The sequence below is a fragment of the Lacisediminihabitans sp. genome, assembly GCF_043726815.1.
Taxonomy (GTDB): Bacteria; Actinomycetota; Actinomycetes; order Actinomycetales; family Microbacteriaceae; genus Lacisediminihabitans.
This window is the reverse complement of sequence record NZ_JAYSJZ010000012.1, coordinates 1-2,572: the sequence shown is the minus strand read 5'-3', so window position 1 is coordinate 2,572 and position 2,572 is coordinate 1. Positions and strand designations below refer to the sequence as shown.

At 65.7% G+C, this 2,572-nt stretch carries 1 pseudogene; it reads left to right on the top strand.

The annotated features are described in order from the left end of the window. Window positions 1-215: 215 nt before the first annotated feature. Window positions 216-2,572, top strand: a pseudogene (locus ACHZD8_RS01385) (hypothetical protein); the annotation flags it as partial.

Here is a 2,572-nt window from a genome sequence, read left to right as displayed (position 1 = left end):
GCGCTGGGGTTTCGGTGGGTAGTTTCGGTGGATGACCGCCCGGCGTGTCGCGACCCGGCGACCGGATCCTGGCGCCTCACCGGAAACGGTCGTTTTCGGACGAACGACCTGCGTGGTGCTTGTCGGCGGCGTAGCCCGCGCTGGCTAGAATTCCTGTGTGCCAGCTCCGGATGCATGAGTCCATAAATCCGGCTTGGCCGTGTGGAGGCGGAGCGGTGAGCAAGGGTGCGGAGGTGCTATCGCTACGTGCGACGCAAACGGTCGACTGGGCCAGCTCGACTCCAACGGGCGCGTCGCTCGAGAAGGTCTTCATTGGCCACGACCCGGATGGTCTCGGTGGCATTCAAATCGCCGTCGCAACGGTGACGGGCACCCCGACGGTACAACTCCGCCAGAAGCTACATGCCCTAAGGAAGGGCAGCCGGACGATCACGCTGATCGTCGCCGCGACGGACGGCACGAGCGTCTGGCTACAAGGCCCAGACGCGAGCGCCGCTTGGGACCCGATGCCTGTCGACCATGCCCTGCGGCAGCTCCAGTCGGTCCTCGATGAGCCGGACTCTACCGCCGCGTTCAATCACATTGCGGCGCTGCGGCGCCAGGTCGAAACGGGCGGGGTCGGTTGGACAAACAACGGACTGTTCGCGAAATACCACCTAGAGCACAACGTGTCGAGCCGTCCCGACTGGACGAGGAAGGGCGAAGAGGCCAAGGCGCTCCGCGATCTCCGCGGCCAGCGGCTCATCGAAGCGCTCGGCTTCCGCGCAACTAGTGGCCCCGGCGGCTCGCTGATCCTCACCGCTGCCGAGGGCGACTCCGACGCACCTCAAGCCGTTGCGGTACTGCTCGACGAAGCCGAGCATTTCGACGCGAAGAGCCCGCGCTATCAGCTCACACCAATTGCCTTCGCTCTCGCGGTGGCCCAACGCCGCGAGTTGCAGTGGGTGATCGGCCTCCGTAAGGATCACATCCGGCTGTATCCGGGCAAGGACGGCATTGGCGTCGGGCAGAAGGGTCAGGTCGAAACCTACTTCGAGATCGACCTCGCGGCGATCGACGACGACCAGGTCGCCCTCCTCGCCCTGGTCTTCACGGCCGCGGCGCTGGCGAAGGCCGGGACCGCCGACGAGCTGCTCCGCGATAGCGCCCGCTACGCCACGGGGCTCGGCAACCGGCTGCGCCAGCGCATCTACGAAGGCGTCGTGCCGCCGATCGCGAAAGCGGTCGCAGAGCGCCTACCGACCATCGGCCGATCGATCGACGCCGACGGTCTCAAGATCGCATACAAACTGACGCTTCGCATCCTGTTCCGGCTGCTCTTTCAGGCTTACGCGGAGGATCGCGGCCTTCTTCCTTACGGACGTAGCGACGGCTATACCGCGAACAGCCTGAAGACGATCGCGCAGCGGAATCTCGAGGTCGACGAGTCCGACTTCGGCGATGCCGCCTCGATCTGGCTCGACCTCGTCCAGGTATGGAACGCCATCGATCAGGGCAACAAGCAGTGGCAGGTGCCCGCCTACAACGGCGGCCTGTTCGCCGCAGACGACGCGCGCAACGAAGAGGGCGCACTCCTAGCCCGTCTGAGCCTGCCCGACTCGGTGCTCGGTCCAGCACTTCAGCACTTACTGATCGATCTCACGCCGGAGGGCACTCCTGGTCCGGTCGATTTCCGCGCACTGAGCGTCCGCGAATTCGGCACCATCTACGAAGGTCTGCTGGAGTCGAGTCTCTCGATCGCCGACGCCGAGCTCACCACCGAAAAAAACGGCGCTTGGATCCCGGCCCGTGAGGGCGACACCGTCGAGGCGGAGAAGGGCACCGTCTACTTCCACGGCGCCTCGGGCGAGCGGAAGGCGACCGGCTCCTACTTCACGCCGAAGGTCGTCGTCGACCACCTCATCGAGCGCTCCGTCGTTCCGGCGCTGACCAAGCACCTGGATGCCATCGCGGCAAAGCTCGCGAAAGGCAAACAGGTCTCCCGCGCCGAGTTCTTCGATTTCCGAGTGGCCGACCTCGCGATGGGCTCCGGCCACTTCCTCGTCGCCGCGGTCGATAAGATCGAAGCGCTCATGCGGACTTTCCTCACCGAGCACGACGTGCCGGACGTTCGCGACGAGCTGCTAAAGATCGCGGGCGTCGCCCGGCAGGCGCTCGGAGATGACGAGGTAGCCAAGTCCGACGTCGAAGAGATCGGGCTGCTGCGTCGCCAGGTCGCCCGTCGATGCATCTACGGGCTCGACATCAACCCGCTCGCTGTCGAGCTCGCCCGGCTCGCCCTTTGGATTCACACCTTCGTGCCCGGTCTGCCGATGTCGAACCTCGACCACGGCCTCGTCTGCGCGAACAGCCTCACTGGGATCGGCACCATCGATGAGGCGATCGACTCACTCGTCGGCGCACCGGAAGGCCGCGGCGCTGCGAAGACTGCGGCGGCAAGCGACGGCGGCTTCGACTTCGAGGTAGAAGGCGGCCGGCAGGAGTCCGGGCACCAGCTCATGGTCCGAAAAGCGGTCACCGACTACCTCAGGTCATCCCTACCGCTGTTCGCCGACGTCGCCAACGCCTCCGA